The sequence below is a fragment of the Polymorphobacter megasporae genome, from assembly GCF_018982885.2.
In the GTDB taxonomy this organism is placed as follows: domain Bacteria; phylum Pseudomonadota; class Alphaproteobacteria; order Sphingomonadales; family Sphingomonadaceae; genus Polymorphobacter_B; species Polymorphobacter_B megasporae.
The window spans coordinates 2,050,479-2,074,640 of the sequence record NZ_CP081848.1 but is presented as its reverse complement, the minus strand read 5'-3'; the positions used below and the strand labels follow the sequence as shown (position 1 = coordinate 2,074,640).

General features: G+C 66.8%; 14 protein-coding genes and 2 pseudogenes. 10 read left to right on the top strand and 6 right to left on the bottom strand.

The features are described 5' to 3' along the window. Positions 1–138: 138 nt before the first annotated feature. The 3 genes and pseudogenes from KTC28_RS23465 to KTC28_RS09885 all read left to right on the top strand — a co-directional run. Positions 139–237, top strand: a pseudogene (locus KTC28_RS23465) (PEPxxWA-CTERM sorting domain-containing protein); the annotation flags it as partial. Between the two features lie 136 nt (positions 238–373). Then, complete coding sequence (locus KTC28_RS09890) at positions 374–1,105, top strand: ABC transporter ATP-binding protein (protein ID WP_216708748.1); 732 nt, start codon at positions 374–376, stop codon at positions 1,103–1,105. Next, the gene (locus KTC28_RS09885; protein WP_216708747.1) at positions 1,102–2,586 is read left to right on the top strand and encodes a hypothetical protein; all 1,485 of its coding nucleotides are present in this window, start codon (positions 1,102–1,104) and stop codon (positions 2,584–2,586) included. The genes KTC28_RS09890 and KTC28_RS09885 overlap by 4 nt, the downstream gene beginning before the upstream one ends. Here KTC28_RS09885 and KTC28_RS09880 read toward each other — a convergent pair. Together KTC28_RS09880 and KTC28_RS22750 are read right to left on the bottom strand one after the other, a co-directional pair. Further along, positions 2,581–5,385 carry a M14 family metallopeptidase gene (locus KTC28_RS09880; protein ID WP_216708746.1) on the bottom strand — a complete coding sequence of 935 codons (2,805 nt, stop codon included), beginning with the start codon at positions 5,383–5,385 and terminating at the stop codon, positions 2,581–2,583. The two genes, KTC28_RS09885 and KTC28_RS09880, sit on opposite strands and share 6 nt — an antisense overlap. 119 nt (positions 5,386–5,504) lie before the next feature. Further along, positions 5,505–5,711 carry a helix-turn-helix domain-containing protein gene (locus tag KTC28_RS22750; protein WP_219776975.1) on the bottom strand — a complete coding sequence of 69 codons (207 nt, stop codon included), beginning with the start codon at positions 5,709–5,711 and terminating at the stop codon, positions 5,505–5,507. A gap of 417 nt (positions 5,712–6,128) precedes the next feature. On the opposite strand from KTC28_RS22750, the gene KTC28_RS09870 reads away from it, so the two are divergent. Both KTC28_RS09870 and KTC28_RS09865 read left to right on the top strand, forming a co-directional pair. Further along, the gene (locus KTC28_RS09870) at positions 6,129–7,475 is read left to right on the top strand and encodes a GntT/GntP/DsdX family permease (RefSeq protein WP_216708744.1); all 1,347 of its coding nucleotides are present in this window, start codon (positions 6,129–6,131) and stop codon (positions 7,473–7,475) included. 26 nt (positions 7,476–7,501) lie between these two features. Continuing rightward, the gene (locus KTC28_RS09865) at positions 7,502–8,188 is read left to right on the top strand and encodes a FadR/GntR family transcriptional regulator (RefSeq protein ID WP_216708743.1); all 687 of its coding nucleotides are present in this window, start codon (positions 7,502–7,504) and stop codon (positions 8,186–8,188) included. On the opposite strand, the gene KTC28_RS09860 is transcribed toward KTC28_RS09865, so the two are convergent. Together KTC28_RS09860 and KTC28_RS09855 are read right to left on the bottom strand one after the other, a co-directional pair. Continuing rightward, positions 8,185–9,078 (bottom strand): alpha/beta hydrolase, encoded by an 894-nt coding sequence (locus KTC28_RS09860; RefSeq protein WP_216708742.1) that lies wholly within the window; start codon positions 9,076–9,078, stop codon positions 8,185–8,187. The two genes, KTC28_RS09865 and KTC28_RS09860, sit on opposite strands and share 4 nt — an antisense overlap. Then, complete coding sequence (locus KTC28_RS09855) at positions 9,075–9,605, bottom strand: gluconokinase (protein WP_216708892.1); 531 nt, start codon at positions 9,603–9,605, stop codon at positions 9,075–9,077. The genes KTC28_RS09860 and KTC28_RS09855 overlap by 4 nt, the downstream gene beginning before the upstream one ends. Positions 9,606–9,824: 219 nt before the next feature. On the opposite strand from KTC28_RS09855, the gene KTC28_RS09850 reads away from it, so the two are divergent. Further along, on the top strand, positions 9,825–12,845 hold the full coding sequence (locus KTC28_RS09850; protein WP_216708741.1) for a glycosyl hydrolase family 28-related protein: 3,021 nt from the start codon (positions 9,825–9,827) through the stop codon (positions 12,843–12,845). Between the two features lie 23 nt (positions 12,846–12,868). Then, positions 12,869–13,351, top strand: a pseudogene (locus tag KTC28_RS23555) (TonB-dependent receptor plug domain-containing protein); the annotation flags it as partial. A gap of 2,139 nt (positions 13,352–15,490) precedes the next feature. Here the strand turns inward: KTC28_RS23555 and KTC28_RS23550 are convergent. Then, entirely contained in the window at positions 15,491–15,982 is a 492-nt protein-coding gene (locus KTC28_RS23550) for a PH domain-containing protein (protein ID WP_369426589.1), read from the bottom strand. Here KTC28_RS23550 and KTC28_RS09840 point away from each other — a divergent pair. Continuing rightward, entirely contained in the window at positions 15,981–19,007 is a 3,027-nt protein-coding gene (locus KTC28_RS09840; protein ID WP_216708739.1) for a glycosyl hydrolase family 28-related protein, read from the top strand. The two genes, KTC28_RS23550 and KTC28_RS09840, sit on opposite strands and share 2 nt — an antisense overlap. A 9-nt stretch (positions 19,008–19,016) precedes the next feature. Here the strand turns inward: KTC28_RS09840 and KTC28_RS09835 are convergent, their stop codons facing one another. Continuing rightward, the gene (locus KTC28_RS09835) at positions 19,017–21,452 is read right to left on the bottom strand and encodes a PQQ-dependent dehydrogenase, methanol/ethanol family (protein WP_216708738.1); all 2,436 of its coding nucleotides are present in this window, start codon (positions 21,450–21,452) and stop codon (positions 19,017–19,019) included. A 242-nt stretch (positions 21,453–21,694) separates the two neighbouring features. On the opposite strand from KTC28_RS09835, the gene KTC28_RS09830 reads away from it, so the two are divergent. Together KTC28_RS09830 and KTC28_RS09825 are read left to right on the top strand one after the other, a co-directional pair. Next, positions 21,695–22,834 (top strand): aldose epimerase family protein, encoded by a 1,140-nt coding sequence (locus KTC28_RS09830; RefSeq protein WP_216708737.1) that lies wholly within the window; start codon positions 21,695–21,697, stop codon positions 22,832–22,834. Continuing rightward, the gene (locus tag KTC28_RS09825; RefSeq protein WP_216708736.1) at positions 22,831–23,928 is read left to right on the top strand and encodes a ComEC/Rec2 family competence protein; all 1,098 of its coding nucleotides are present in this window, start codon (positions 22,831–22,833) and stop codon (positions 23,926–23,928) included. Before KTC28_RS09830 ends, KTC28_RS09825 begins: the two co-directional genes overlap by 4 nt. The last annotated feature ends 234 nt before the right edge of the window (positions 23,929–24,162 follow it).

Sequence of the window (24,162 nt, the reverse complement as noted above, 5' to 3'; positions counted from 1 at the left end):
ATTCCCATCAGCTTCAATCTCAGCCTAAACACCTACAATTCGACGCTCGACTATTCGAACGGCGGCGGCATCAAGATCGGCCATGTCGACGGTGTCTCGTACACGTCGGACTCGGGCGTATTTCTGACGAGTGTCGCCGGCGCGGTTCCCGAGCCAGCGAGCTGGGCAATGCTCGTCGCCGGCTTCGGCATCGTCGGCGGGGCAGCCCGCCGTCGCCGGATCGCGGTCGCCGCTTGAGGCTTCGGCGCGCGTCGCCCGTGCGCGCCTGAGCGGGGGAGCGCGGCGCGGTCATCGTCTTATCGGTTTGCTGTCACGGCAAATCGAGTCACAAAGCCCTGGGCCGCGGAGTGACCCCCGCGGCCGGGGGACGACGATGACCGACGCCGCGCTGACCGTCTCGAAGCTGCGTAAATCCTTTTCGCGCGTCGCCGTCGACGACCTCGATCTCGTCGTCCGCGCCGGCGAACTCTACGCCTTGTTGGGCCCAAATGGCGCGGGGAAGACGACGACGCTTCGGATGGTCGCGGGGCTGCTCTCACCCGACTCGGGCGGCATCGATATTTTCGGGATCGACGCGCTTAGCGATCCGATCGCGGCGAAGCGCAGGGTCGCGTGGCTGCCCGACGATTCATTACTCTACGACAAGCTGAGCCCGCTCGAATATCTCGAGTTCGTCGCCGGACTATGGGGCATCGACCCCGGCCCTGCTGCGGTGAAAGCGGAAGAATTGCTCCGTTGGCTCGATCTTTGGGAGCAGCGCGACGCACGCTGCGAAACCTTCTCGCGCGGCATGAAGCAGAAGACCGCGCTCGCCGGGGCGTTGATCCACGACCCCGCGCTGCTCATCCTCGACGAGCCGTTGACCGGGCTCGACGCGGGCGCGGCGCGGCAGGTCAAGGATCTGCTCGTCGCGCGGGTCGTCGCCGGGGGCACGGTGATCCTGACGACCCACATTCTCGAGGTCGCCGAGCGGCTCGCCGACCGGATCGGCATCATCCGCGCAGGCCGCCTCGTCGCCGAGGGGACACTCGACGAGCTTCGCAGCCGCCGCGGCGACACCGGAGCCAGCCTCGAGGAAATGTTCATCGCGCTGGCGGGCGAATGAGGCCGGCGCCGGGCGGGTTTACGTGGCTCCTCAGCCATGAATTGCGCCTTGCGTTGCGCGGTACGGGAACGCGAACGAGCTGGTTCGCGCGTAACGTCCCGACGATCCTGCTCGCGACCGTGCCGACGATCGGCGGCGTGCTTCTCGCATGGTCGCTGAGCGACGTCGGCCCGGTCTCCGAGCATATGCGCGTCGCGGTCCTCGGCTACCTCGGCGCGGCGGTGGTCGGACTCCTCATCTTGATGATGTCGACGGCGTCGATCGCAGTCTTGCGGACGTTCCACGAGCGCCAGGATCTCGACCTGCTGCTGTCGGCGCCGCTGCCGCCGACCCGCGTGCTCGCGGTCAAGGCGATCGGCGTCATTTTCACCGTCGCCGCGCCGTTCCTGCTATTCACCGCGCCATTCCTGATTACTTCTGCAATTCTCGGCCATCCGCGCTGGCTCGGCGGCCTCGTTATGATCGCGGTCGACGCGACAGTCGCGACGGCGATTTCAATCGGTTTGATCGGAGTGCTTTACGATGCCATCGGCGCGCGGCGGGCGCGGACGGTAGCGCAGCTGGGTGCGGCGGTGATGGGCGGGGCGATCTTCTTGCTCGCCCAGCTCCAAAATGTCTCGCCGGCGCTGTCGCACAATCTTTCGCACCTCGTCACGGCACCATGGCCGACCCCGCTCGACTGGCCGGCGCGTGCCGTACTCGGCGAAAGCGGGCCGTTGCTGGCGATGGCTGCGGTCGCGCTGGGCGCGACGTGGATTGCGACACGGTCAGGCGCGCGGCATCTTGCGGCATCAAGCGACACCGGGGCCCGGCACGTCGTCGCGCGCGACCGTCGTGTCCGCTTCGGCACCGGTCTCGCGCGGATCATCGTGACGAAGGAATTGCGGCTGGTCGTGCGCGATCCCGAACTCATCACGCAGATCGCGCTGCGGCTAATCTACATGATCCCGCTGGCCGCGCTGGTCCTGCGCGACAAGCATGGCCTCGATGCGCCAGGGATCGCCGCTGCCGCGACCGCGTGCGCCGGGCTGCTCGCATCGTCGCTCGCGTGGATCATCGTCTGCGCCGAGGACGCGCCCGATCTTCTCGCTGCGGCACCGGTGGCACGCGCCGCAATCGAGCGCGCCAAGCTCGCTGCCGCCTGCCTTATCCCGGCCGGAGTCGCGATCGTCGCCGCGCTCGCCATCGTGCAGGCTGCGCCATGGGCCGCGCTCGTCGTGCTCGTCATGGGTAGTGTCGCGGCGCTGACCGCCGCCTTGCTTCAGGCGTGGTTCGGCCGCCCCCAGCCACGTTCAGCCTTCCGTCGCCGCCAATCCGGGTCGTTCGTCGTCGGCCTCGGCGAGGTCGCCCTGGCGGGCGCGTGGGCCGGGACCGCCGCACTCGCCGCGCGCGGATCGCTGTGGGCAATCGCTCCGGCGTTGCTCGGCGCAATGATCATGGCCGGGGCGGTCGAGGCACGGAGCGACCAACCTGCGTCATGACCCGCGTTGTGCTTCGGCAGGACCGACAAAGATGCCGTTGAACAGGAACTTGAAGGTCGCGTAGGGCTGGCCGCGCTGCGTGACCTCGCCACCGAGGAGATAGACCCGGCCGCGACCGAGCGTTGCGTCGACGATGCTGGCGTTGCCGTTCAGCAGTTTCTGGCCCCACGCCCAACCCGACACGAGCGGGTCGTCGTTGTAATATCCGGCAACCTGCCGCGCCGTCGTCGCGCCGGACGTCAGGCTGAACACCGGATTGTTATTGTAGAACATATTGACGGCTTCGGGGACGCCGTAGGCAAGCGGGTCGGCGACATCGACTTTTACCGTCACGATCGAGCCGGGAACGTAGAGCTTGCTCGACGAAATCGGCTTGTCCTTACCGTCGGCCCCGGCGGTGACGAGGATGTTCTTCACTGGCACGCCGAGCGCCGGGCCGATCCGCGACGCGTCGCCGACTGCGATCACCGTGCCCCCGGCCTTGGCGAAGCTGGCGATCGCCGGATAGGTACGCTCGGCGCTGATCCGGCCGAGCATTGCGCGGTACTCGACTGGAATATCTTCGGCCTTGGGCTGTTCGCGACCGCTGCCCTCCTCGCGTCCCAGGACGTCGCTCTGGAGGATCAGGACGTCATACTTACGGTCGAGGCCGCCTTTGTCGAGCTCCTGCGGGTAAACCCGGGTGTATGGAAATTCGAACTGGTCGAATAGCCAGCGGGTCCAGCCCGACGCCATCGACCCGCCATAGACGTCGACCAGCCCGATCCGCGCGGGCTTGACCGCGATGGTGTCACCCACGGGCTTTGCGGCAATCGCATAGGCGTCGATGCCGAGCGGGCCGACGCTCTGCGAAACAATCGCTTTCGCCCTCGCCGATGCCGGGATCCACAGCGCACCCGGCGCGAGGGTCGCGCCAGCAACGATCGTCGGCGACTTAAGCCAGAACACCGGCAGTCGCGCCTTGAGCAGCCGGTTGGACAAAGTGAAGCTGTTGTTCGTCGCATGGCTAACGACGAAGCCAGCACGCCCCTCCCCGACAATGTGGCCCGCGGGCGGTGCGTCGATCACGTCGGCGACAGCAGGAAACTTTGGCGCGAAGGCGTCGAGCACGCGGTCGAAGCGGACGTTCATCTGCAGCGCCAGCGTATAGCCGGTGACGTCGTACGGCTTGATCGGCGGACCGCCGGGATAGGCGAAGTCCTGCGGGTGGTCCTGCGGCTCGAACATGTCGAGGACATGCGGCCGGAACGCCTGGTCGGTGCGAACGACGAATGATCCGGCGGGATAGGTGACCCCAGCAAAGCTGAGCGGCGCGTCCGCCCGCTCGACGTCGATCCCGGTCTTGATCAACGCGTTGAGGAACTTGATCGTCGTCGGCATATCCGGCTGGCGATCGCCCGGGATGATGTATGCCCGGGGCGTGCGCATCGCCGGATCCTGCAGCACCGTCTGGTACAGGCTCGCGGGAACGATATCGCGGCTATTATACCCGGTCAGCCCGTCGAGCGGGGTGCCCTTGTGCTCGGTCTTGATCGCCGCCGCCGCGGTCTTGAGCGCCTCGATCCGCTTCGGTGTCACGATCCAGCTATCGCTGCTGCCCTTCGCGATCTGGTTGCGGCCCATGACGTAGCGGTTGAACAGGACGGTCTCGCGATACCGCGACGCATAGTCGAGGATCGCGCGGTCCATTTCCTTCATGTAATCGAGCGACTGCTGGAAATGCCACTTCTGCGGCGCGATCGGCATCACCTCGTCCTCGCGCGCGAGCTGGTTCGCCGGCACAAGCGGCAGGTCGAACGGGGTCGGGTTGCCGATGATCTCGGTCAGGATGCCGATCTGGTTGTGGAAATAGCCGATCGTCCGGACCCCGCCGTTGAACCACGTCGAATACGGCGCCCCCGATCGCATCACCGACCCGCCCTTGCCCTGCGCGACGAGGCGCGCGTGCATCATCCCGCCGACGATATCGGTCTGGTTGATGACGAGCGGTTCGTTGTTGAAGTTATACGGATCGCGGAACGGCGGAATGAACACGACCGCCCCGAGCGGCCCGGTCTGGTGCTGGTTGTAGAGGATCTGTGGAAACCAGTCGCGATACGCCGCGCGGTTCATGTTGGTCGTCTCGGGCTGGGTCGAGGCGAAGCTGTCGCGGTTGTCGTCGTGGCCGATATATTTCTGGTACAGGATCGGGATCGTGTCGCTGACCCGCTTCGTCGGATCGGCGGGGCGCATGTACCAGTTTGACACGAGTTCGAGCCCGTCGGGGTTGGCGAAGACGAACAGCATGACGTCGTCGCCGAGCAGCCGCAGCGTCTCGGGATCGTTGCGAGTCAGCATCTCGTGGATGATCTCGATGTGCGACTGCGCGGGGACGACCTCGGTCGCGTGCAGCCCGGCGTCCATCCAGACGACCGAGCGTCCCTCGGCCGCCAATTTGTGCGCCTCGTCGTCGGTCATACCCTTGGCGAGCGCGAGCCGCCGCGAGATTTCGCGAAGCCGGTCCAAATTGCGGATGTTTTCGGGCGACGAGACGATCGCCATATATTGGTCGCGGCCCTCGGCGGTCTTGCCGATGCTGATGAGCTTGATGCGGTCGCTCTCGCCCGCGATCTGATGAAGCCACGCGCTGATCTGGGTGTAGTTGGCCAGGACGTAATCGGCGCCGGGCTCGAACTTCAGCAGTGCCGCAGGATTGGTGATCGTCGCCGTCGTCGCCGGAGCGACGCTGGCATCGGCGGGAATAGCGATGATCGCTGCCAGTACCGCCGCAAAAAAACTGCCGCCCCGAAACCGCCGCATAAAACCCCTTCCCCCCGCTCCGCTGTATCGAGTGAGCAGCGCAGCATTAGAGTGCGCGATTAGCGGCGCGATAGACAGTGTTTCGTTAACCTTCCGCATTGCGGGAGAAATGCGCCAGCTCAGAGACCAGCGCTGATCATCTGGGCGACGACGGCGACCTGAGTCCGATTGCGGACGTTGAGCTTGCGCATCAGGATCGTCATGTGTGCCTTCACGGTGGCTTCGGCGACCCCGAGATCGAAAGCGATCTGCTTGTTGAGCCGCCCAGAATGAACGCCATCGAGAACCTTGCGCTGGGTCGGCGTCAGGTGAACACGGCCCGGCACGTCGCTATCGCGGGTCGCGCCAGAAGACGCCGCGCCGTCGGTCTGGATAGCTATCAAGTCGACTCTCCCCCTCTTCGCGCGATCATCGACCACGCTCCATTTGTCGTCGGTTTGCACCGATCTCATTGCGTCGACATGAGTCGCGCCGTGCCGTCAGCGTAACTGAACTTGTTGGACAGACTCAAGCGGCAAAACCGTTTTCGGCGCAATACTCGCCACATTTTCCAGTTTTCAGTAGCGACCGTGGCAATGCTGTCATACTAGTCTAGCGAAACGATGGTGCGGCGCCAGTCTGCCTGGTGACAACGCGACACAGTCGAGGGAGAGAGCTGAGTTGGGCATCGAAGCACATCGGTCGAGCCATTCGCGCGCCATTTCAAGCAGGCCGCGTCGTGTGAAGGTATCGGCGCCCGTGCGATGATCGTCGCCGACGCGCGACTGATCGCTGCAGCCGTCAGTGGCATCGCCTTATCGGTGATCCTCGTCGTCCGGGGCCGGCTCCATCCATTCATTGCCTTGTTATGCGGCGCGTTTGCCGTCGGCCTGTTGTCGGGCATGCCGATCGCGGTAACGTCGAAGGCGGTGCAAAAGGGCGTCGGCGACATTCTCGGCGGGACCGGGCTGGTCGTTGCGCTGGGGCTGGCGCTCGGTGCGATGCTGCAGCTTTCGGACGGAGCCGGCGGTCTTGCGCGCGCCGCGCTCAAAGCCTCGGGCGTCGCCGGAGCGCCGTTTGCCGCATTGATCGCGGGGCTCGTCATCGGTCTGCCGCTGTTCTTCGAGACCGGGCTGGTGCTGCTGCTGCCGATCGTCGCCACTGCCGCCGCCGCGCTGCCGGTGAAGGGCCGCGGCGACGAGGCGAAGCTTTCGCTGATGCTGTGCGCGATCGCTGGCCTCGCCGTGGTCCACGCGCTGGTACCGCCGCACCCCGGGCCGTTGCTCGCGGTCGACGCCCTCCACGCGAACCTCGCGCGGACGATCGGTTATGGCCTGCTGGTCGGCATTCCAACCGCGATCATCGCTGGCCCCATCCTGTCGAAGTTCACCGCGCGCGGCGTGCGGATCGCGCCGCCGGTGCTGGCCGCGGTCAAGCTCGACGTCCCCGACCCCGGCGTCGGTCGCGCGCTGATCGTCATCCTGATGCCGGTGGTGCTGATCGCCGCCGGACAGGTCGAGGCGCTCCTGCCGAAGTCGGTCGCGCCGAATTTCGCGTGGCTCGGCGTCGCCAGCAATCCCGTGCTCGCCTTACTGATCGCCTGCCTCGCCGCGTTGCCGCTGCTGTTCGGCCGCCGCTTGTTCGAGCGGGGGGTGCAGGACGCGATCTGGGCCGAAGCGATGGTTCCGGCGGGGACCATATTGCTCGCGATCGGCGCGGGCGGCGGCCTCAAGCAGGTGCTGGTCCAGGCAGGCATTTCCGATCTCCTCGCCCGCGTCGCCAGCCACGGCGCGCTGTCGCCGCTGCTTGTCGCTTGGCTCGTCGCGGCGGCGATCCGGCTGTCGATCGGCTCGGCGACCGTCGCGACGATCACCACCGCCGGGATCATGCCGGCGCTGGTCGTGAGTTCGGGCGTGTCGCCCGAATGGACCGTGCTTGCGATCGGCGCTGGATCGGTCTTCTTCAGCCACGTCAACGATCCCGGCTTCTGGCTGGTGAAGAGCTACCTCGGCACCGACATGCCGGGGACGTTCCGCACGTGGTCGCTGCTGGAAACCGCGGTGTCGGTCGTCGGACTGGTGTTCATCCTGATTGCCAGTAGGTTCCTCTAGGCCGTGACGACAGACGGGAATCGGACATGACCGTGCAGCGGCTCGCCGACAAAGCCTATTCGGGGATCGTCGAGATCATCAAGGCCGACAGCCTCGATGTCGGCGACCGCCTGCCGTCGGAAGCGCGTCTTGCCGAGCTGTTCGGCATTTCGCGGACGATGGTCCGCGAGGCGCTGGTGCGGCTGGCGTCGGATGGTATCACCGAAGCGCGGCGCGGTGCCGGATCGTTCGTCAAGAGCCGCCCGTCGGACCGGCTGATGACGTACCTGCCGATGTCCGAACTGTCTTCGACGCTCGGCAGCTACGAGGTTCGCTTCGTCCTCGAAGCGGAGGCGGCACGGCTCGCGGCGGCGCGCCGGTCGACCGAGGAGATGGCGGAGATCCAGTTTGCCCTCGACCGGTTACGCGAGGCAATGCTCTCGAACGAGCCAGCCGACGCCGAGGACATGGAATTGCACCGCCGCATCGTCGCCGCGACCGCCAATCCCGCGTTCGGCCTCGCCTTCGACGCGCTGACCGGCGACATCGAACGCGTCATGCGCGCCGGGGTCGACATTTCGCGCTCGCGCCCGCCGCACGTCCTCGGCGCAATGCTGCGCGAGCATGAGATGATCGTCGAGGCGATCCGGGCGCAGGATTGCGACGGGGCCGCGCTGGCGATGCGCTGGCACCTTTCTGAGGGGCGCAAGCGCCTGATGCCGAGCGAGCTTTAGTAATTGCCGGGGGTCGGCTTCGCCCCTCCATCGGGACGGAGCCATCCCCCGTCCGACAGCCAGTCGGCGAGGCGGTCAGGCCAATGCGCGACCCCGAGCCGCTCCGAATGCATCCCGACGTTGAACGCATGATCGGTGTCGGCGAACAGGTGCAACTCGACCGACACGCCCACGGTGCGAAGCTGCTGATACAGGGTCAGCACCGGCACAGCGCAGCATTGATCGAGCGTCCCTGCGACAAGGAACGCGGGCGGCGCGCCTGCGGCCGCGGGCGCGGGAATACCGAGCGGGCCGGGATACACCAGCACCTGGAAATCTGGCCGCGCACTGAGGCGGTCGATCGCGTCGGCATTCGCCGGTATCGGCGGTGCGGGTGCGTCGGCGACCATCGACACCACTTCACCGCCCGCCGAGAACCCCATCAGCCCGACCCGGTGGGGATCGACGCCGTACTCCGCGGCATGTGCGCGGACCCAGCGGACTGCACGGCGCGCATCGGCGGCGGCATCGCGCGCAATATCGTATTTCGAGCCGGCTTCGCGGGCGAGGCGATACTTGAGCACGAACACGGTGACGCCAAAGCGATTGAGCGTTCGCGCCGGCATCACGCCCTCGTTGACCCAGACGAGCATTCGGTGCCCGCCGCCCGGGACGACGATCACCGCCGCACCATTCGCATGTGCGGGATCGGCGCGGAATACCGCCAGCGACGGCTGGTGGACGTTGCGGACGTAGGTGTTCTCGACGATCTCGGGTTCGACGCGGCGCTCCTCCGAACCCGGCGCGCCTTGCGGCCACAACGCGACAATCGGCGGCCCCGGCGGAGACTGCGCTTCGGTCCGTCCGGCAACCGCGAGCAACACCGCAATCAAGATGCATTTGATCGTCATGGACGGGTCCCGTTCGGGGGCATGGCAAGCGGGCGCGCGAGCCAGTCGAACGCGGTTCGTGCGAGCAGGTCCGGCGGCGTGCCGGTGTCGAGGGTCAGCGCCGCCTCATCGGCCGCCGGGCGTTCGAGCGTGGCGAGCTGGCTCGCGAGCAGGCTCGGCGGCATGTAGTGACCCGCGCGTTCGGTCAGCCGTTCACGCAGCGTGTCGGCGTCGGCATCGAGCAGCACGAACCGCGTCGGCACCGTGACGCATCCCGCGAGCCGGTCGCGATAGACGCGCTTGAGCGCCGAGCATGCGACGACGACGACGCCGATCGCCAATACCTCGCGCGCCAGCGCTGCGCCGACGCGATCGAGCCACGGCCAACGCTCGCGGTCGCCGAGCGGCTGCCCCGACCGCATCATCGCGATCGCCGCAGCGTCATGGAAGGTGTCGCCCTCGACGAACCGGCACCCCAACCGCGCGGCGAGCAACGCCCCCAAGGTCGACTTGCCGCTCCCACTGACGCCCATGACAACGATCGCCATCGACGGGAAATCGCTCCGCTCGACGGACGGCAGCACGCTGCTTCCCCCGGTTCCGGCCAGACGCTGTCGATCAACCTCACCCATAGCGGGGCGAGCCTATCGGCTGCGGCGAGCGCGACGGGAACTACGACCTTGGTCGCGGATGCCGATAGTTGAATTATTCCCTAATCGAGCCGGATCGACGCTTTCCGGCAAGATGGCAGCGACGGGGGGGATTGCATGAAGGCAGCGTGGTTGGCGATGACAGCGGTGCTTCTGGGTTCGCCCCAGATCGCCGGGGCCGCGTCTGCCAAATCGACGTTCGCCACGATGCCCGCCGATCCGCGCGCGGTCACCGTTCACGGCGTTGGCAATGGCCGCGCCGATGACACCGATGCCGTGCAATCAGCGCTCGACGCCGCGCCCGACAAGACTGGACACGGCATCGTCTTCCTGCCCTCGGGCCGCTACCGGCTGAGCCGCACGCTGCTCGTCCCCGCCGGTGTGCGCATCTTCGGGGTCGGCAAGACGCGCCCGGTCCTTTTCCTCGGCGACAACACCCCCGGCTTCCAGTCGGGCCTTGCGATGATGATTGTCTTCACCGGGAGCGACCAATATCAGGTCGGCAAGATCCCGGTGCCGGTCCCCAATGTCGTTCCCGCCGGCAAGCTCGTCCGCGATGCCAATTCGGGCACCTTTTATTCGGCGATGAGCAACGTCGACATCGAGCTCGGCCAAGGCAATCCCGCCGCGGCGGCGATCCGGTTCCGGCTCGCCCAGCACGGCTTCCTCAGCCACATGGACTTCCGCCTCGGCTCGGGCTTTGCCGGCGTCTATCAGGCCGGCAACGAGATGGAGGACATCCATTTTCACGGCGGCCGCTACGGCATCGTCAGCGAAAAGACGTCGCCCGCGTGGCAGTTCACGCTGATCGATTCGAGCTTCAACGGCCAGCGCGACGCCGCGATCCGCGAGCATGAAGTCGACCTGACGCTGATCAACGTCGCCATCCGCGATACGCCGGTCGGGATCGACATCGACGAGGGCTATAGTGACTCGCTGTGGGGCAAGGACGTGCGGTTCGAGAATGTCTCGCGCGCTGCCGTGATCATTTCGAGCGAGCAGAGCCCGTTCACCCAAATCGGTTTCGACAATGCCGTCGCGCGCAACACCCCGGTCTTCGCGCGCTTCCGCGAAAGCGGGCGGACGGTGGCGGGGGCTGGTCCAGCCTACCGCGTCGCCGGCTTCAGCCACGGCTTCGCGGTCCCGGGGTTGGGTCAGGTCGGCGCACCCGCGACGTCGAGCACGATCACCCCGCTGGCGAAGCTGCCCGCCCCACGCACCTCCGCAATCCGCGCGCTGCCGCCCGTCGCCGAGTGGACCGACGTCCGCTCGCTCGGAGTGAAGGGCGACGGCCTCACCGATGACACCGCCACGCTCCAGCGCGCGATCGACGGCCACCGCGTCCTGTATTTTCCAACGGGCTTCTACATGGTGACCGGAACGCTCAACCTGCGCCCCGATACCGTCCTGCTCGGGCTCCACCCGGCGATTACCCAGCTCGTCATTCCCGACAACGACCCCGGTCACGCCGGGATCGGAACCGTAGTGCCGATCCTCGCTGCGCCATCGGGCGGGCGCAACATCGTCTCGGGGCTCGGCCTGTTCACCGGGCGGGTCAACCCACGCGCCAATGCGATCGTGTGGAAAGCGGGCGCCGATTCGCTGATCGACGACGTCAAGATCATGGGCGGCGGCGGCACCCCGACCGCCGACGGCAAGCCGCTCGGGACACTTAGCGCGCACAGCGGCGATCCGGTCGCGGATAACCGCCTCGATGCGCAATATCCGAGCATCTGGGTCGCCGACGGCGGCGGCGGCACCTTCGCCGCGATCTGGTCGCCGAACACCTTCGCGACGGCGGGTTTCTACGTGACCAACACCAAGACGCCGAGCCACGTCTACGAGCTGTCGAACGAGCACCACGTTCGCAACGAGATCGTCCTCGACGGCGTCGAGAACTGGGAATTCCTCGCCCCGCAGACCGAGCAGGAAGTCCCCGAGGGCATGGACGCGGTCTCGTTCGAAATCCGCAACTCGCACAACATCCTGCTCGCCAATTATCACGCCTACCGTGTCACGCGCACCTTCCACCCCGCCGTGACCGCGGTGAAACTGTTCAATTCGAGCGACATCCGCTTCCGCAACGTCCACATCAATGCCGAGAGCGGCTTCTCGACATGCGACGACATCGGTTGCGGCACCTATGCCCGCGCGAGCAAATTCCCGTTCGAGAACGCGATCGAGGACAAGACGCATCACCTCGAGATGCGCGAGCGTGAGTTCGCCACGCTCGACGTGCCCGCCGACCCCGCTTCGGTCGTTCCGGCAACCCTCACCGGCGTGGGCCCGGTCAAGAAGCTCGAAAGCGGCTTCTGGTCGATCTCGGGCGGAGCGATCGACGCAAGCGGCGCGCTTTATTTCGTCGAGCATCGCTTCCAGCGGATCTACCGCTGGACCAGCGCGCGCGGGCTCGAGGTCGTGCGCGATAATGCGCTCGATCCGGTCAACCTTGCGGTCGACCGGTCGGGGCATCTGCTCGTGCAGTCATCGTTCGGGCCTCAGGGCACCGTCTACAGCTTCGATCCTGCCGCGCCGAAACAGGAGCTGACGCTCGTCGCGGCGACACCCGCCGCGCCTGGGGCGACGACATTGCTCCCGGTCAACTGGTGGAACAACGGCGAATTCCGCGACCAGTTCGATCCGGTGACCGGCCATTTCACCACGCTCGCCGAGATGTTCGCGCGCGATGCCGGGGCCGCCAAGCCGATGGAATATCGCTCGCCCGACGGCAGCCTCGCCCTCCCCGCTTTCCGCGTCTGGCAGCAAGGCTCCCCCGATCACGTCGGTTGGCGTTTCTCCGACACACTCGATGCCTATGGTTTGATCGGCAGGCGCACCGGTGACCGCGTCCTCGTCAGCAACGAATCCGAAGCGCGAACCTATTCCGCCGCGGTCGGCGAAGGCGGTGCCCTCACCGACCTCAAGGTCTTCGCCGATCGCGGCGGGGAGAGCGTGACGACCGACGGCGCGGGCCGGGTGTTCATCGCGAACGGCCAGGTGTTCGCCTACGACGCCGCGGGCAAGCCGCTCGGCCGGATCGACGTGCCCGAACGCCCGCTCCAGCTTCTGCTCGGCGGCCAGGACAAGCGCACGCTGTTCATCCTGACGCATCACACGCTCTACGCGGCACAACTGTAACAAAAACAAACGGGGAGACTAAAATGGGCGGACTTCACACGGCACATCGGGCGCGGCTGCTGGCATCGGTGGGGGCGGCGTTCGCGGTCGGTCTCGCGCTACCGGCGCAGGCGCAGCAGGCACCCGCGCCTGCCGCCGTCGCTCCGGCGACCCCCGACGACGCGACGACCAACGCCGGCGATATCGTCGTCACCGGCTCGCGCATCACCACCAGCGGCTTCACCGCACCGACCCCGACCACAGTCATCGGGGCGGCCGAAATCGCGCGCAACGCCGAGCCGAACATCTTCACGACGATCGCGCAATTGCCCTCGCTGCAGGGGTCGAGCGGCGTCACCACCGGGACCAACAGCACATCGAGCGGCCAGCAGGGCCTGAGCTCGTTCTCGCTGCGCGGCCTCGGCACGATCCGCACGCTGACGCTGCTCGACGGCCAGCGCGTCGTCGGCGCGAACGTCACCGGGGTCCCCGACATCAGCCTGTTCCCGCAGCTTCTGATCAAGCGCGTCGACGTCGTCACCGGCGGTGCATCGGCGTCGTACGGATCGGACGCGGTCGGCGGCGTCGTCAACTTCATCACCGACAAACATTTCGAAGGCTTCAAGGCCAACGTCCAGGGCGGCATCACGACCTATGGCGACAACAAGCAGGGGCTGATTCAGGCCGCCGCCGGGCGTTCGTTCTTCGACAATCGCCTCCATGTCGAGGTCAGCGGCGAGTACGACCATGAGGACGGCGTCGCGGCGGGGGGCTTTGGCGAACAGCTCGCGGCAGGCCGCACGTGGTATCGCACGACGACCTTCGTCAATCGCGGGATCACCAACGACGGCTCGCCGCAATATCTCGTCCGCGACCACGCGCAGGCGTATCAATACACCAAATTCGGCCTGATCAGTTCGGGGCCGCTGCAGGGCACCGCGTTCGACGTCAACGGAAAGCCTTTCACCTTCAACTACGGCTCGGGTGGCGTGCCGTCCAAGACCGGCCCCGTTTCGGGCTGCTACACCTCGGGCGGCTTCTGCGTCGGCGGCGACCTGTCGGGCAACGTCGGCATCGGTACGACGCTCCAGTCGCGGCTCGACCGGTACAATGGCTATGGCCGCGTCGGCTTCGACCTCGACCCCGACAACGAGGTCTATGCGACGGTCAACGTCGCGCAGGTCGACACGATGAACCAGCCCAACCCCGGCGCGACCAAGTCGGGGCTGACGCTGCAATGTTCGAACCCCTTCGTTCCCGCGTCGATCCTGGCGGCGTGCGCGACCGCAGGGATCACGCAGTTCCAGTTCGGCACCAGCAACGGCGAACTACCGAAGAACATCACCGTTTATCCGACGCGCAAGCAGTATCGCGGCGTGATCGGTGCCGACGGCAAGGTGCAGGTCTTTGGCACGAGCTGGACCTACGACGCCTCGTACGAGCACGGCGAGAACATCACCGACATCAATGTCAAGAACATCACGCTGACACCCCGCTACAACGCCGCGATCCAGGCGATCACGCTCAACGGCCAGATCGTCTGCGCCGATCCAATCGCACGGGCGAACGGCTGCGTCCCGATCGACATCATCGGGGGTACGGCTCCGAGCACCGCCGCGCTCCAATATATCGAGCCGGGCAAGGGACCGTTCCAGCACACGCGCCAGACACAGGACGCGGCAAGCTTCAGCTTCAGCGGCTCCCCGCTCAACCTCTGGGCAGGTCCGGTCTCGATCGCTGCCGGTGCCGAGTATCGTAACGAGTACTACAAGGTCGTCGGCGATCCCTACGGCAACGGCGTCGCTCCGCAGAGCCAGTATAGCGCCAATTACCCCGCCGATCCGTTGCTCTCGACCAACGGTGCCAACTGGTATGCCGGCAATTACCACAACGGCACCGGCAGCTATCACGTCGCCGAGGGCTTCGTTGAGGTCAATTTGCCGTTCCTCAAGTCGGACAAGCTCGGCAGCGCCAACCTCGACGTCGCCGGTCGCGTGACGAACTACAGCACCTCCGGAACGGTCTATACGTGGAAGGTCGGCGGGACGTGGGACACGCCGATCGAGGGCATCCGCCTGCGCGCAGTCACCTCGCGCGACGTCCGCGCGCCGAACCTGTCGGAACTGTTCGCCGCCCCGATCACGACGACGCTGCCGAACTTCACCAACCCCGACCCCAACCGCCCCGCCGGCGTCCCCGCGACGCTAACGGTCCTGCAGAACGCGATCGGCAATACCGCGCTCAAGCCAGAAATCGCGCGTAACACGACCGCGGGCATCGTGCTGTCGCGGCCAAGCTGGCTGCCGGGGTTCAGCGCATCGTTCGATTACTACAGGATCAAGGTCAACGGCGTCATCTCGACCCTCGGCGCACAGCAGGAGGTCAACCTCTGCTACAGCGGTATCACCTCGCTGTGCGGCGCCTTCAACCTCGCGCCGACGAGCGGCACTCCGTTCGTCAATCTTCAGGCCTTCAACCTCGCCTCGATCTTTACCGACGGCTTCGACATCGAGGCGAGCTACCAGTTCCACGCCGACAAAATCGGCGTGCCGGGCGACTTCGTCCTGCGCGGGCTGGCGACCAACGTGAAGAACTTCATCACCGATCCGGGCGTGCCCGGGACGATCCCGATCCAGAGCGCGGGGGTCAACGCCGGCAACACGCCGTCATGGAAGGTGCTGCTGACCGAAGGCTGGAGCACCGACCGCTTCAGCTTCAACCTCCAGCAGCGCTGGTTCAGCGACGGCGTCTACGCGCAGGAGTATGTCGTGTGCAGCGCGGGCACCTGCCCGGTCGGCCGGACTGCGCTGCAGAACACGCAGCACCCGACGATCGACAGCAATTTCATGCCCGGCGCTTTCTATCTCGACGTGGGCGGATCGTATAATCTGACCAAGAAGTTCACCGCTTACTTCAAGATCGACAACGTGCTCGACCGCGACCCGACGCCGTCGCCGCAGACCAACACCGGCATCGACATCAACCAGGCGCTCTACGACACGCTCGGGCGGCTGTTCCGTGTCGGCGTCCGCTACAACTTCTGACCGGAGACCGCGGCATCGCGCCGAATATCCGCTATCGTCACCCCTGAAGACTCCGTCCCGGCCGCAAGGCCGGGACGCCTTTTTGTCCGCCGTCGCATGAGGAACGTCCCGCATGATTAGGACCGCGCTTGTCCTCGCCCTCGTCGCTGTCCCGGCAGCGGCCGCCGCCGGGCCATCGGTGTTCCAGACCGCCCCCGACGATGCGCGCGCGGTCACCGTTGCGGGTCGCGGTGACGGGCGCACCGATGACGCAGTGGCACTTCAGAGCGCGATCGACACCGCCGCAGCGAAGGGCGGCGGCGGGATCGTCTTCGTGCCATCGGGGCGGTACCGCATCACCCGCACGATCTTCCTGTGGCCCGGCGTCCGCTTATTCGGCGTCGGCGCGACGCGGCCCATGATCGTCCTCGGCGACAGGACGCCGGGCTTTCAGCACGGAATCGCCAACATGCTGTTCTTCGCCGGAGCGCACCGCGGCGAGGTCAAGCACGTCGCCTTCCCGCCCCCGAGCAGTGTGCCGTTCGACCCTAACATTGCCGACGCGACGCCGAGCACCTTCTACTCGGCCGTCAGCAACGTCGACTTCGCGATCGGCAAGGGCAATCCGGCGGCAACTGCAATCCGCTTCCACGCCGCGCAGCACGCCTATCTCAGCCACATCGACTTCGATCTCGGGTCGGGCCTCGCCGGCATCTATCAGGTCGCCAACCTCGCCAGCGATCTCCATTTCCGCGGCGGGCGCTACGGCATCCTGACCGAAAACACCTCCCCCGCGTGGCAGTTCACCCTGCTCGATTCGACCTTCGACGGCCAGCGCGACGCGGCAATCCGCGAGCATCAGGCGGGGCTGACTTTGGTCAATGTCGCAATCCGCAACGTGCCCGTCGGGATCGACATCGACGCCGGATATAACGACTGGCTGTGGGGCAAGAACGTCCGCTTCGACCGCGTCGCCCGCGCCGGTGTCGTCATCTCGAACGTGGCGAGCGCCTACACCCAGATCGGCTTCGAGAACGCCGTCGCCACCGCCACCCCGGTATTCGCGCGCTTCCGCGACAGCGGCAAGACCATAGTCGGGAAAGGCGCGAGCTATCGTGTCGCCGCGTTCAACCATGGCCTCGCGGTGCCGGGACTCGGCCAGATGGGGAAGATCACGACAGTAATTAATGCCGAGAAAGTGACGTCGCCGCCGTCCTCTACGCCGTCCGCCCTGCCCTCGCTCCCGGCGACCGGCGAGTGGACCAACGTTCGCACGCTCGGCGCGAAGGGCGACAATGCGACCGACGACACCGCTGCGCTCCAGGCCGCGATCGACAGCCACCGCGTGCTATATTTCCCGGCGGGCCGCTATGTCGTCAGCGACACGCTGCGGCTCAAACCCGACACCGTGCTGATCGGCCTCCACCCCAGCCTCACCCAGATTGTGCTGCCCGATCGGACGCCGGCGTATCAGGGTGTCGGCGCGCCAAAGGCGGTGATCGCGTCCGCCGACGGCGGCACTGCGATCGTCTCGGGGCTCGGTATCGCCACCGGGGGGATCAACCCGCGCGCCACCGGCTTGCTCTGGACCGCTGGCGCCGGGTCGCTGGTCGAGGACGTCAAGTTCCAGGGCGGCCACGGAACTGACCTGCCCGACGGCACGCGCGTCGATCCGTACAACGCCAACCACAGCGGCGACCCCGACCCGATGAAGCGCTGGGACGCGCAATATCCGAGCCTGTGGGTGACGCGCGGCGGCGGCGGGACGTTCTCGAACATCTGGTCGCCCAACACCTACGCACAGGCCGGGATGTATGTATCAGACACGACGACGCCGGGGCATGTCTACGAATTATCGAGCGAGCACCACGTCCGCACCGAGATCGTCCTCGACCGCGTCGCCAATTGGGAGTTGCTCGCGCCGCAGACCGAGGAGGAGGCCGGCGAAGGCCCCGATACGGTGTCGCTCGAGATTAACGATTCACACGACATCCTTGTCGCGAACTACCACGCGTATCGCGTCACGCGGACGGTCAAGCCCGCCGCGAGCGCGGTGAAGCTCTACAACTCCGCCAACATCCGCTTCCGCAATGTCCACGTGAACGCCGAGAGCGGGATCGGACTGTGCGACGACGAAGGCTGCGCGACCTACCTGCGCGCAAGCAAGTTTCCGTATAGCGACGCGGTCCAAGACCTGACCCACGGCCTTGCGGTGCGCGAGCGCGAGTTCGCCACGCTCGACGTCCCCGCCGCGCCGGTCGCGGGGGAGCCGTCGATCTACCCTGCCGGTGCGAAGCTCGAAAAGCTCGCCGACGGTTTCTACTCGATCTCGGGAGCCGCCGCCGCGCCCGACGGGACGCTCTACTTCGTCGATCACCGTCAGCAGCGCATCTACGGCTGGTCGAACGCGCGCAAGCTGACGATCGTCCAGCAGAGCTCGCTCGATCCGGTCAACCTCGCGGTCGCGCGCTCGGGCGATCTGCTGGTGCTGTCGTCCGACGGGCACGCGGGGAGCGTCTATAGCTTCAAGCCCGGCGGGCCGGACGGGGCGATCACGGTCATTGCAGCGAGCGACGCGACCGTTCCGGCGGGGACGCGAACGCTGCTCCCGGTCAACACGTGGACCAACGGCGAGTTCAAGGACCAGATCGACCCGCAAACCCTGCGCTTCCCGACGCTCGCCGCGATGTTCACGCGCGACATGGCCGTGGCCAAGCTGCGCCACTACGTCTCGCCCGATGGCAGCCTGATGCTCCCGGCGTATCGCGCGATCCGTCAGGGGCCTGACGATTTCCGCGGCTGGCGCTTCTCGGATTCGCTCGACACTTACGGCTTCGTCGCCGCTGAGCCAGGCGCCCGCGTCTTCTTCACGAACGGGTCGGAGGACCGGACCTATAGCGGCACGGTGGGGCAAAACGGGGTCGTGACCAACCTCCGCCCCTTCGCTGACCGGGGCGGCGAGAGCGTCGTCGCGGGCAAGAATGGGCGCGTCTACGTCGCCAACGGGCAGGTGTTCGTCTACGACAGCGACGGCCGCGAGGTCGGGCGGATCGACGTCCCCGACCGCCCGCTCCAGCTCGTCTTCGGCGGCAAGGACAATGCGACGCTGTTCATCCTGACCCACCACGCGCTCTACGGCCTGCGCCCAGCAGCGCCGTGACCCGGGCGGTTACCGGGCGGCCGTGCTCGCGGGCAGCGCGAAGCTCATCAGCGTGTTGCCCGCGGCGATCGCAACGAACTGCTCGCCGCCGACCGCATAGCTGATCGGCGATGCGCTGATCGGGCCGCCGGTCTGCACCTTCCACAACGGCTTGCCGGTCGCGGCGTCGAGCGCGATGAACCAGCCCTCGGCAGTGGCCGCGAACACCAGCCCGCCGCGCGTGCCGAGAACTCCCGCCGACAGCGACGTGCGCGTCAGGGGAAAGGTCCAGCGCTTCTCACCGGTGACGGTATCGAGCGCCATGATGCCCTGCACCGGCTCGACGCGCGGTTCGGGCGAGGCGACCTTTCCGCCCGCCCGATACTGCTTGCCGGGCTCGTATTTCTCGTCGCCGTAGCTGGCGAAGCCCTCGGCATCCTGGAACGCGAGGTAGAGCAGCCCGCTCGCCGCGTCGTACGACGGGGCCTGGAAATTGGTCCCGCCGACCGCCGGGAAAACGCGCTGGCCACTCCGGGTGGCAACCGAGTCAGCGCGGACCTGCGGGCGGCCATTGGCGTCGAAGCCGGCGTTCCACGTCTGCCTGACGAAATTCTTGCCCGAGACGAAGGCGCCGTCGGTCCGGTCGAGGGTGTAGAAAAAGCCGTTGCGATCGGCGTGCAGCAGCAGCTTGCGCGGGCGGCCGTCGACGACGCGGTCGGCGAGGACGAGGCCGGCGACAGCATCCCAGTCGTGGCTGTCGTTCGGCGTGAACTGGTAATGCCATTTGAGCCGCCCGGTTTTTGCGTCGAGCGCGATGACCGAGTCGGTGTATAAATTGTCGCCGCGGCGGACGACGGGGTTGAAGTCGGGCCCGGGATTCCCGACCGTCCAATAGACGAGGTCGAGGTCGGCGTCGTAGCTGCCGGTCAGCCACGTCGCGCCGCCGCCGGTCTTCCAGCTGTCGCCGGTCCAGGTTTCGTGACCGGGAACGCCCGGGCCGGGGATCGTGTCGAAGCGCCACAATTGCGCGCCGGTCGCCGGATCGAACGCCGAGAGGAAGCCGCTGACCCCCTCCTCGCCCCCCGCCATGCCGACGACGATCCGGTCGCCGAGCGCGAGCGGTGCGCCGGTCATCGTGTAGCCGCGCATCGTGTCGGCAAGGCGATGCTCCCACAGTTCGCGCCCTGACCGCGCATCGAGCGCGATGAGGTTGTCGTCGAGCGTGTTAAAGAACACCCGCGATCCGAGCACGGCGACGCCGCGGTTCGACGGGTTGATCTGGTACGGATTGCGGACGTCCTGTGCCCGGCTGAACTTCCACAATTGCTGACCGGTCCGCGCATCGAGCGCATAGACATCGCCCGGAGGCCCGCTCGTATAGACGATGCCGTCGACGACCAGCGGAGTCGTTTGCAACGGGCTCTCACCGGGAAGCGATGCGGTCCAGCGCAGCTGCAGTGTCGCGACGTTGGCGGTCGAAACCTGCGTCAGCGGCGAGAAATGCTGGCCCCGGTAGTCCCCCCAATAGGTCAGCCAGTTGTGCGGTTCGTCCGCCGCGGCGATGCGCCTGGCGGGAAGGCCCGCGGGAAGCTTCGCCATGATCGTCTGCGTGAAATCGCGCCGCTTCTGCTGCGCCAGATACGCGACCAGCGCATCGACACCGCTGGCCCCGAGCCGTTCGCCGGTATCGCGCGGGCCGCCGGTCGCCGTTACCTTCACCGTGCGAACCCGCGCGTTGTCGAGCAGGATGAACGCGCCGTCGGACTGCTGCAGCTGCAGCGTGAAGGTGTCGCGGCGCTTGATCACGCCGTTCACGGTCGAGCCGTCCATCAGGGTCACGTCGGCGACGCTGAACGGATCGCGCGGCGGTCGTGACGGCGGCTCGTGCAGCACTTCGCTGCGGATCGCCGCAATCGGCTTGCGCCCGATGTCGGAGAGATCGCTGGCGACGACGGCGCCGCGGCCATTGATCTCGTGGCAGCCACCGCAGCCGCCCGCCGCGAAGAACAGCCGCGCACCGGCGGCGGCATCGCCCGCGGGTCGCGCCGCGACGGCGACGGCGGCGGACGCGACGGGCTTCGACCCGAGGCTCTGGATGTAGGTGACGAGCTTCCAGATCTCGTTCGCCGGCAGCGCCGAAAAGCTCGGCATCGCCGCGCCGCGCACGCCGTCGTGGATCGTCCGGAAGATGTCGTACGCCTCGTCGCCGTGCGCGAGCGAGCCGTTCAGCGCCGGTGCCCGCGCACTCCCTGCCCCGCCTTCGCCATGACAGGCGGCACACGTTTGCGCGAACAGCGTGGCGCCGGCGGCGGCCATCGCGCGGTTGCCGGCATAAGGGTTGGTCGGCGTATCGGCGCGTCCCTGCGCTCGTCCCGAATCCGGCACCACTGCGAGGCTCAACGCGACCAACCCGATCGCCGCCCCGCCGATGACCCGTCCGCGCAATCCCGAATCTGTCGCCTGCACTTCAGCCTCGCCGCACCGACCGACTGTATACAGATGCCCAAGACAGGCGATCGCATCAAGCCGTTTGCGCGACCATCGCGCGTCACACCCGCCCAAGCCGGCAGGCGGTAATTGGTAATCCCCGACGCCCGGCCGTCTACCCCCGACCTTGCGCTGCCTTGACAAGCAAGAGGCGTCTTCTGAATACAGCGGTTCGACCAGACCGGGCTGCGAACCACCGCGGCGGGGACGGGGAGCAGTCGATGGTTCGGGTCCCAATTCTCGCAGCGGTCGTTGCCGTGCTTGCCGCCACGCCCGGACATGCCGTCTCGGCGAGCCGCGCACCGTTCGGGACATCGGCGAACGGCGAGGCAGTCGAGGTCATCACGCTGCGCAACGATACCGGCACCACCGTCCGCGTCTCGACGCGCGGCGGCGCGATCCTGTCGATCGAAACACCCGACCGCACCGGCCGGATCGATAATATTGTCCTTGGCGAACCCGACTTTGCCGCCTGGGACACGGCCGGGACGTTCAACAGCGTCGTCGGGCGTTACGCCAATCGCATCGCCAGCGGCGGCTTCACCCTCGACGGCAAATTCTACAAGATCGACGGCGCGGACCCGGTAACCAGGGTCGTGCTCCACAGCGGCCCCACTGGCTTCGCAAGCCGCCTGTGGCAGGCAACGACCTACGAACGCGCAGGGGTTGCCGGGACCGAGCTGACCTATGTCGCCGCCGATGGCGAGGGCGGATTCCCCGGCCAGCTCACCGTCCACATGACCTACGCGCTCGACAACGACGGCGATTTGCGGATCGACTATCGCGCGACGACGACCAAACCGACCGTCATCAACCTGACCAACCACAGCTATTTCAACATCGGTGGCGCGGCCTCCGGGCCGGTCTACAACCAGATCCTGCAAGTTCACGCGAGCCGCTATACGCCGACCGATGCCACGCAGATCCCGACCGGCGATCTTGCCCCGGTCGCGGGCACGCCCTTCGATTTCCGCAAGCCGACGCGGATCGGCGAGCGAGTCTATTCGACGCATCCGCAGATGATGCTGGGGCGCGGCCTCGATCATAATTTCGTGCTCGATGGCGAGCCCGGTGCCGCGGTGCCGCTCGCGGTCAGGCTCTACGATCCGAAAAGCGGACGCCGCCTCGAGGTCCGCACCACCGAACCCGGCGTGCAAATCTACACCGCCAATCATTTCAGCGGCGGCACCCCCGGCGCGAATGGGCGAACCCTGCGGCAGGGCGATGCGATCGCCTTCGAAACTCAGCACTTCCCCGACAGTCCGAACCGCCCCGAATTTCCGACGACCGTCCTCCGCCCCGGCGCAGTGTTCCATTCGGTCACCGACTATGTGTTCTCGACCGACAAGAAGGACCGATGATGAAGCATGCCATCCTGATCGGCGCGGCGGCATTGGCGCTCGGCGGCGCCGCGCCGCGCGACACGCTGCGGATGGTCCTCGTCGACGTCGAGGGCGGCTCGGCGACGCTTTATGTCACGCCCGAGGGACATTCTTTGCTCGTCGATACGGGTTGGCCGAAGGGCATGGGCGGCCCGGCGGTCGCTGCCGGTGCGATGCCGCCACCGGCGACGAGCAGCGCCGAGCGCATCGTCCGCGCGGCGAAGGCGCTCGGGCTCAGCCGGATCGATTATGTCCTCGTCACGCATTATCACGTCGACCATGTCGGCGGGGTGCAGGACCTTCTCGCGCTGATCCCAGTCGGGACATTCGTCGACCACGGTCCGAACCGCGAGGTGCCGCCATCGGGCGCGACGGCGGAGCAGCTGACGACGGCGACCGCGACCCTCTACCCAAAATATCTCGCCGCGATCGCTGGGCGGAAGCACATCGTCATGCAGCCGGGAGCAACGCTGAAAATCGACGGGCTTGTCCTCAATGCGGTCGACGCCGACGGGCAAGTGATCACCCACCCGCTGGCGCAAGGCGGCAAGCCTGGCGTCGGCTGTGACCGAACGACGACCAAGGACGCCAACGGCGGGGAGGAGAACCCGCGCTCGATCGGCTTCCTCGCGACATGGGGCAAGGCGCGCATCCTGTCGCTCGGTGACACGACGTGGAACGTGGAAAACCGGCTGGTTTGCCCGGTCGACCTGATCGGGCCGATCGACCTGATGGTGGCAACCCACCACGGCAGCGATCTCAGCAACAGCCCGGCGCTGCTCGACTCCGTCGCACCGCGCTTCATCGTCGTCGCCAACGGCCCGACCAAGGGTGGCGACGCCGCGACATTCGACACGGCGATGGCGTCGCCGCGTCTCAAGGAGCTTTGGCAACTCCATTATGCGACGCGGAGCGGGCCGGAGAAGAACGCGCCGCGCAACCGCATCGCCAACCTGCCCGGCGCACCGGATATGGCTAATGCGCTCGCCATAACGGTCGATCGGTCGGGTGCAGTCGCTGTTGCCGTTCAGCGAGGCGATATGCTGGCCGCTGGCGAGGCGCAGGCGCGGTAACGCCGCGCCGATTACAGGTTGGGCGGAAGCCGCCGGGAACCTGCCATTTTCCCCTGTCCTACACCCCTCGAAGCGCGCTAGCACTTCAGGTCGCCAACGGGCGGTGCGTGTTCTTTCTCATTGCTGGTTTTTCAGGCATTCCGCAGGGAAGGCGAAACGCAAAACATACGTTTTAGTGTGAACTTATTTTGAACTTAGCCCGCGTGACGGTCGTCGGCACAGCGCGGAGACCTG

Excerpts from the sequence above, each read along its gene's own strand:
- KTC28_RS09880 (WP_216708746.1), bottom strand. The coding sequence starts at position 5,385 with ATGCGGCGGTTTCGGGGCGGCAGTTTTTTTGCGGCGGTACTGGCAGCG.
- KTC28_RS09825 (WP_216708736.1), top strand. The coding sequence starts at position 22,831 with ATGATGAAGCATGCCATCCTGATCGGCGCGGCGGCATTGGCGCTCGGC.
- KTC28_RS09885 (WP_216708747.1), top strand. The coding sequence starts at position 1,102 with ATGAGGCCGGCGCCGGGCGGGTTTACGTGGCTCCTCAGCCATGAATTG.
- KTC28_RS09890 (WP_216708748.1), top strand. The coding sequence starts at position 374 with ATGACCGACGCCGCGCTGACCGTCTCGAAGCTGCGTAAATCCTTTTCG.
- KTC28_RS09840 (WP_216708739.1), top strand. The coding sequence starts at position 15,981 with ATGATTAGGACCGCGCTTGTCCTCGCCCTCGTCGCTGTCCCGGCAGCG.
- KTC28_RS09870 (WP_216708744.1), top strand. The coding sequence starts at position 6,129 with ATGATCGTCGCCGACGCGCGACTGATCGCTGCAGCCGTCAGTGGCATC.
- KTC28_RS09830 (WP_216708737.1), top strand. The coding sequence starts at position 21,695 with ATGGTTCGGGTCCCAATTCTCGCAGCGGTCGTTGCCGTGCTTGCCGCC.
- KTC28_RS09855 (WP_216708892.1), bottom strand. The coding sequence starts at position 9,605 with ATGGCGATCGTTGTCATGGGCGTCAGTGGGAGCGGCAAGTCGACCTTG.
- KTC28_RS09850 (WP_216708741.1), top strand. The coding sequence starts at position 9,825 with ATGAAGGCAGCGTGGTTGGCGATGACAGCGGTGCTTCTGGGTTCGCCC.
- KTC28_RS23550 (WP_369426589.1), bottom strand. The coding sequence starts at position 15,982 with ATGCGGGACGTTCCTCATGCGACGGCGGACAAAAAGGCGTCCCGGCCT.
- KTC28_RS09860 (WP_216708742.1), bottom strand. The coding sequence starts at position 9,078 with ATGACGATCAAATGCATCTTGATTGCGGTGTTGCTCGCGGTTGCCGGA.
- KTC28_RS09865 (WP_216708743.1), top strand. The coding sequence starts at position 7,502 with ATGACCGTGCAGCGGCTCGCCGACAAAGCCTATTCGGGGATCGTCGAG.